This window comes from Microcystis sp. LE19-41.2A, from assembly GCF_027530405.1.
GTDB classification, from domain to species: Bacteria; Cyanobacteriota; Cyanobacteriia; order Cyanobacteriales; family Microcystaceae; genus Microcystis; species Microcystis aeruginosa.
Window position 1 is genome coordinate 1 of the sequence record NZ_JAPZQJ010000371.1, and the last position, 6,340, is coordinate 6,340.

Annotated in this window: 9 protein-coding genes; 5 read left to right on the forward strand and 4 right to left on the reverse strand. The window is 41.9% G+C overall.

Annotation, left to right across the window (positions count from 1 at the left end; all coding sequences use genetic code 11):
• Window positions 1-407: 407 nt before the first annotated feature.
• From O9290_RS15060 to O9290_RS15070, 3 genes are read right to left on the reverse strand one after another with little or no spacing between them, the layout of a single operon-like run.
• On the reverse strand, window positions 408-1,451 hold the full coding sequence (locus O9290_RS15060; RefSeq protein ID WP_288056520.1) for a S66 peptidase family protein: 1,044 nt from the start codon (window positions 1,449-1,451) through the stop codon (window positions 408-410).
• Window positions 1,452-1,505: 54 nt separating this feature from the next.
• Entirely contained in the window at window positions 1,506-1,796 is a 291-nt protein-coding gene (locus O9290_RS15065) for a hemolysin XhlA family protein (protein ID WP_002760030.1), read from the reverse strand.
• A gap of 42 nt (window positions 1,797-1,838) precedes the next feature.
• Window positions 1,839-2,306 carry a CBS domain-containing protein gene (locus O9290_RS15070; protein ID WP_002765452.1) on the reverse strand — a complete coding sequence of 156 codons (468 nt, stop codon included), beginning with the start codon at window positions 2,304-2,306 and terminating at the stop codon, window positions 1,839-1,841.
• Between the two features lie 161 nt (window positions 2,307-2,467).
• On the opposite strand from O9290_RS15070, the gene O9290_RS15075 reads away from it, so the two are divergent.
• Both O9290_RS15075 and nadC read left to right on the forward strand, forming a co-directional pair.
• Window positions 2,468-3,034, forward strand: coding sequence for a Uma2 family endonuclease (locus tag O9290_RS15075; RefSeq protein ID WP_288056522.1), 567 nt, complete (start codon window positions 2,468-2,470; stop codon window positions 3,032-3,034).
• A gap of 71 nt (window positions 3,035-3,105) precedes the next feature.
• Complete coding sequence (gene nadC / locus O9290_RS15080; RefSeq protein WP_002765455.1) at window positions 3,106-3,954, forward strand: carboxylating nicotinate-nucleotide diphosphorylase; 849 nt, start codon at window positions 3,106-3,108, stop codon at window positions 3,952-3,954.
• 149 nt (window positions 3,955-4,103) lie between these two features.
• Here the strand turns inward: nadC and O9290_RS15085 are convergent, their stop codons facing one another.
• Window positions 4,104-4,904 carry an SAM hydrolase/SAM-dependent halogenase family protein gene (locus tag O9290_RS15085; RefSeq protein WP_288056176.1) on the reverse strand — a complete coding sequence of 267 codons (801 nt, stop codon included), beginning with the start codon at window positions 4,902-4,904 and terminating at the stop codon, window positions 4,104-4,106.
• A 134-nt stretch (window positions 4,905-5,038) separates the two neighbouring features.
• On the opposite strand from O9290_RS15085, the gene pirA reads away from it, so the two are divergent.
• The 3 genes from pirA (at window position 5,039) to O9290_RS15100 (ending at window position 5,967) form a co-directional block, all read left to right on the forward strand.
• Complete coding sequence (gene pirA, locus O9290_RS15090) at window positions 5,039-5,200, forward strand: arginine synthesis PII-interacting regulator PirA (protein ID WP_002733724.1); 162 nt, start codon at window positions 5,039-5,041, stop codon at window positions 5,198-5,200.
• A gap of 154 nt (window positions 5,201-5,354) precedes the next feature.
• A complete protein-coding gene (locus O9290_RS15095; protein ID WP_002760035.1) occupies window positions 5,355-5,519 on the forward strand; it encodes a DUF8624 family small hydrophobic protein in 165 nt (54 codons plus the stop codon).
• Window positions 5,512-5,967 (forward strand): GNAT family N-acetyltransferase, encoded by a 456-nt coding sequence (locus O9290_RS15100; protein WP_288056174.1) that lies wholly within the window; start codon window positions 5,512-5,514, stop codon window positions 5,965-5,967. The genes O9290_RS15095 and O9290_RS15100 overlap by 8 nt, the downstream gene beginning before the upstream one ends.
• Window positions 5,968-6,340: the final 373 nt, after the last annotated feature.

The window sequence follows — 6,340 nt, forward strand, 5'->3', positions numbered from 1 at the left end:
AACCCTTATATAGAAAAGCATTTAGCGATTTTTGTCAATTGTTTTTGCTCTAGAGCGAACTAATCAATTAAGTCTCTTGCCAGATAAGGATTTAGTCGATTTATGCCCCCCTATCGAACCATACCAAGTAACGAAGAACCACTTTACTTTTTTCCAACTACTTATCAGTACCCCAAAAATTAATATAGGAGCTGCTGAAAAAGTTTGTTGGTGGAGGCAGGGTGTGGGGTGTGGGGTGTGGGGTGTGGGGTGTAGGGTTTTACCGATTTTGAGATAGTCAGTTATCTAATTTTCAGGGAAAAAGTCCAGGAATTTTACCCCCGATCACTCCAATGGTCAGCACTTTTTGAGGGGAAAAAAGTCTAAGAGCCTTATCCAAAAAGGTTTTTAGATTTATTCAGCAAACCCTAGTTATTAACCGCCGATTCTAACATAGTAATTGTTCCCCGATTAGCATCAAATTCTACCTCAATACCGATGGGAATAGTTTCAATAATCTCCAAATGTCCGATCATTAAACCTAAACAAGCGGGAATTTTTAAGGGTTGGATATATTCTCGGATCACTTCTTCTAAAGTCAGGGAACCATAGTCACTATCGGCGCTACAATTGCTACATTGACCGAAGATAAACCCAGCTAAATTATCGAGAATTCCCGCTAATTTTAATTGATTTAACAGGCGATCTATTTCATAAATATCTTCACCAATATCTTCTAAAAATAGGATAGCACTGGTAAAATCTGGTAGATAGGGAGAACCAACTATTGAGGCTAAAGTGGTTAAATTACCACCGATTAATTTACCTTTTGCTTGACCTTTAGTAATAGTTTGAATCCGATTTTTTACCCGCATTAAACGATTGGCATCATCGGGATCGGGAATATTTCTAAAAGTCAACTTTTCCCCGGAAAATAAAACCTGTCGAAAGCTTTCAGTTTGAGCGGTGCGCCAACTAGAAAAGCCATTGGGAGCATGGAAAGTAACTAAACCAGTTTTGGCATAAATAGCTAATAATAAAGAAGTTATATCACTAAAACCACAGATAATTTTCGGATGACGGCCAATTAAATCGTAGTCGAGATAAGGTAATAAACGAGCGCTTCCCCAACCGCCGCGAATTGGTAAAATTAAGGCAATATTATCATCGGCAAAAAATTGATTTATATCCGCGGCTCGCTCGCTATCTTTACCGGCTAGATAACCATAACGATCTAAAGCGTGTTGACCAACTTTTGGGACTAATTTTAAAGCTTTAACTGCTTCAATAACTATATTCAAATCATCTTCTTTAAAAGTTGCCCCCGCCGGACTAATAATACCCACTCCGTCCCCCGGTTGTAGATGTGGCGGTTTAATTAGAGGAAAATTATTACTAACAACTTTTCTAGGAATTAGGGAAAAACTAACAGCAGTTAGAGCGGAATTAATGAAAAATTGACGGCGCTTCATTCTGATAGTTTTTAGAGAAATTGCCAGGGAAATAAGAATTTAAGTAGGTAGGCGTTAAAAATTATCAGATGCCCCCCTTATTAAGGGGGGATTAAGGGGGGATCGAGGGAAAAAAAAAGTTTTCACAATTGCCCCAGCTAAGAGGACAATTAATGCCCAAACCTGATATTTTTGGTTTCCTTCTAATGAGTTTAGTCGATTTTCTATTCCCTCAACTTTTCCCGTTAACACCGCTTGTCCTACCTTTAAATCCGTCACATCTTTTTGTAACGAATCGATTTTACCCTCCATCCGCGTCAAGATAGTTTCTAGGGAATAAGTAACCGTTTCCTGAGATTGATTCATTTGTTCAAGACCTTTTAGTTAATTTTTGCCCTAGAAAAGCAATTATGCTTCCGATTTTGCCATATCGCGAATGATATCGCCGCGGGTGATAATACCAATTACTTTGTGGGTTTCTTCCTCAATCACCGGTAAACGACGCACATGACGATCATACATTAACGAGGCCGCTTCTTTCAAAGGGCGATCGGCTGTGATACTAATAGGTTTATCGGTCATTACTTCCCCCACGGTTTGACCGAGAGCTTTATGGAGTAATTTCTCGTGACGGCTAGGATTTTGTAGATAGATGACACTATCGAGGAGCATAATGTAAGGAGGAGCTTCTACTCCCGTTTCCTGCCACATAAGGTCAGTTTCGGAGATAACCCCAATCAGTCGTATATTGTCATCCACCACGGGTAAACCACTAAACCGCTTTTCGGCCAAAATCTTCACTGCTTCGGACAGAGAAGTGTTAGCGGTGACGGTGATGGGATTGGGAGTCATGATATCGGCAACTGTTTTCGTCATCTTAGCGACCTGCGACAATAATGCTTTCTCTCTCCATCTTATCATTAGGGTAATCAGTCACCGCTTAATTATAACTATTCTTAAATCTTCGGGCGAGAAAATGGTATAAGATAAAAAGGAAATGGGATATTAATTTAGTTAGTTGACAAGGAAAAAGAAAAATGATCGCTCAACCTCAATACCCAGAAAGAATGACCCCGGAAGAGTATCTAGAATGGGAAGCTACCCAGGAATGTCGCCATGAATATATTGATGGGGAAATTATCGCCATGACTGGGGGTAGTCTGCCTCATAATGATATTACCCTAAATTTTTACAGAACTTTATATTCTCATCTCCGTCCGCGAGGCTGTCGAGTGAATGTATCTGATGCGAAAGTACAGGCTAATAATAGTCGTTATTTTTATCCCGATTTGGTGATTAGTTGCGATTTTAGGGATAGAGAATCTCGTAATTTTATTCAACATCCACAAGTGATTATTGAAGTGCTTTCCTCTAGCACAGGAAACTATGATCGCACTAAAAAGTTACAATATTATCGTCAGATTCCTAGTTTACAAGAATACGTTTTAGTCGATCCTGAATCGATCACTGTTGAGGTTTATCGTCGCGGTGAAGATAAAATTTGGTTTTACTGCGCTTATAGTCAAGGGGAAGAAATTATTCTATCTAGTCTCGATTTTCACTGTGCGATCGAGTTAATCTATGAAGGGATAAGTTTCGATTAAAGAAAGTTTACAAACAGGTCAAACATTCCTAGACTTAAAATAAATACGTCCCGATTGTTTCGATAAATTCTATGTTACCGCCCCTATTAGTTCTTGATCCCTTGTTAGAAAACTGGTTACGAGAAGATCTCGGTAGAGGCGATCGCACCACCCAAGCAATTTTCTTCGGTCATGCTAAAATTGGTCAAGCTAGTTGGATTGCCAAGGAAGCGGGAGTTATTGCTGGTTTACCCGTAGCTGAACGAGTTTTTCAACTGCTTAACCCCACTATTCACTTTACCCCCACCGTTGCCGAGGGGGAATTCTGCCCCAAGTCTAAAGTTATTGCCGAGATAGAAGGTTCCTTCGATGCGTTGTTAATCGGGGAAAGAGTCGCTTTAAATCTTGCCATGCGCTTGAGTGGAATCGCTAGTGCCACTCGTCAGTATGTGGAGAAAATTGCCGATTTATCGACAAGATTGGTGGATACTCGCAAAACTACCCCCGGATTGCGAATTTTAGAAAAATATGCCTCTGGTATCGGTGGCGCTATTAACCATCGTTTGGGGTTAGATGATGCAATTATGATTAAAGATAATCATATTCAAGCAGCGGGCAGCATTGAGGAAGCAGTGCGTCGTGTACGGCAAAATATGCCCTATCCTCTCACAATTGAGGTAGAAACCAGCCAATTAGAAGAAGTGAATCAGGCCCTGCAGCAGCAGGTAGAGATCATTATGTTAGATAATATGGATTTAGAGATGATGCAAACTGCTGTGGAGATGATCCGCAATTTTAATAGTAAAACCAAAATAGAAGCATCGGGAAATATTACCCTCGATCGCATTCGCAACGTTGCCGAAACAGGAGTAGATTATATTTCCACTAGCGCCCCAGTTACCCGTTCTACTTGGTTAGATATTAGTATGAGAATTGATTAAAAAGCTATATCAGTTATCAGTGATCAGTGATCAGTAGGTAGTGGGGTAGTGGGGTAGTGGGGGAATTTCAAGTAAAACCCTAAAACCCTAACACCTCAACACCCTAAACCCCTAAATCCCTATCACCCTATCACCCGACTCCTGAATTCTTACTCCTGACTCCCATCTATTCTAACCTCGATCGCATCGCCAATATTTAGGTGTAATTGCTTTTGGGCGCTACCACTATTGACGGCAATTTCTAACCCCCCGTGACTACCGATAAAAGCGACTATTTCTCCGGAAGGAACATCACTGTAGGTGTTTTTTGCGGGGATAATTTTTGGCCCCAACTGCACCGACCAATTTTTTCCCTCTAGGAGATAATCGGGAATATTGCTGATTAAATTGCCGAAAATGTCAATATATTGAATTTGACCCCTGATTTTATCTTCCTCGATTTGCGGAACAGCGATCGCTAATTGTTGCAAGCTATCGGGATCAATAATCTCACCTAACATTTCTAGGGGTACTCCCCGGGCCAAATAAGCGGCCACAGCAGCAAAAATATCACGACCGTGAAAAGTAGTGCTAGGGTTAGGGGTGCGCCAATAGGAAGAATTATTGAGATTAACGGCAGATATAGCGGTATATTGGCTTAAAATGCCACTAAATAAACCATTATCTGGCCCGACTAAATAACCACCGGCAAAACGAATCCCTACCCCGCGTCTTTTGCTTCCTACCCCCGGATCTATAACTGCCAGATGAATAGTGCCTTGGGGAAAGTATTGATAGGCATTCAGGAGAATAAAACGACCAGCGTAAAGGTCTTGGGGCGAAATTTGATGATTCAGATCGATCGTGCGAGCATGGGGGGCAATTCCCGCGATTACTCCCTTGATAATGCCCACATAACCGTCCTGTAGTCCAAAATCGCTAGTAAGGGTTATCAGTGCCTGTTCCGTCATTGACTTGTCACTATGGTTGCCAACAGCTTTAATAAATCTTAACGCCAAATTCAGTAGCTAAAGATACAGTTTCCCAAGGAGAATGTTATGATTTAGATATAAGGTAAGTTAAGTCGCTCAAAAGTCTGTCCACCATGAACAAAAATCGTCAGCAAGTCCTAACACAGGCCACCGTGGCCCATAGGGAAACACTCCGCAGAAATTTACAACACCGACTGGAAGTAGCTAGAGCGCAGGGAAATGAGGCTCTAGTGCGTCAATTGGAAGCAGAGGCGGCCTATTTGCACCTTCGTTAGATTTAATCGGTGTTTAGTCATAGTCTAGTTGTCGGTTTCTAGTGATCGGTATGCCGATCACTTTTTTTTGGGCGAATTTTTTTAAAAAAATTGCCGATATCTCCACTGGCAATCCCTAAAATAGAAAGAACAGCAGTTTAGAGATCAAATAATTATGGCTTTTTTCCGGCAATATATCGCTCCGCTCCTGACTATCTTCGTGTTTTTAGTTGCTCTGGTTGCCACCGGCATCCGGATTTTTTTACCGGCAGATTTAGCGGCACCCGCTCCGATCGAGCCATCCCTGGGCATAATTTTCTCTTATCCTTGGCATGGCTAACCTTCCCGAAGATTATCAGCTGCGACTGGGAAACCCGAGCGATCGCTATCTACTAATTAATTTTCTCACCCGCAGCTATCAAGAATTTTTTCCCGAACAAAAAAACCTCTCCCATCTAGCTGATACAGTCAGACAGTTTTTTTGCCTCGATACTCCCCTGTGGATCGTCGAAGGACAACAAACGGCGATCGCTTGTCTCTGGATGGGGAGCGCCGTCGATCAGGTGACAGGCGATCGCTATGGTCATATTTTCCTAATTTACGTCGATCCCCAGCATCGTCGCCAAGGTATCGCCAGCGCACTAATCGATCGAGCTAAGGATTGGGCAAAAAGTCGCGGACAAACCCGCATCGGTTTACAAGTCTTCATCAATAACGACAATGCTCTCAATCTCTACCAAAATCTCGGCTTTCAAACTCGCTCTTTGCTGATGTTGAAAAATATTTAAAAACTGTCAGGAGACAGGAGATAGGGTGATAGGGTTTTGGGGTTTTAGTTCAATTTCCCCACTTCCCCACACCCCACACCCCACTTCCCCACTTCCCCACTTCCCCACTTCCTCGCTTCCCCCCGCAATGCGCACGAAGTGGTCTCCCCAATTCATAATTTATAATTTATAATTCCCACTTCCCCAACCCCAGACATACCTATAGAGATGGCACTGTCAGCATTAATTATTCCGGCTCTTCGTTACTTGTTATGGTTCGATAGGGGGCATAAATCGACTAAATCCTTATCTGGCAAAAGACTTAATTGATTAGTTCGCTCTAGATAAAAAACAATTGACAAAAATCGCTAAATGCCTTTCTATATAAGGGTTC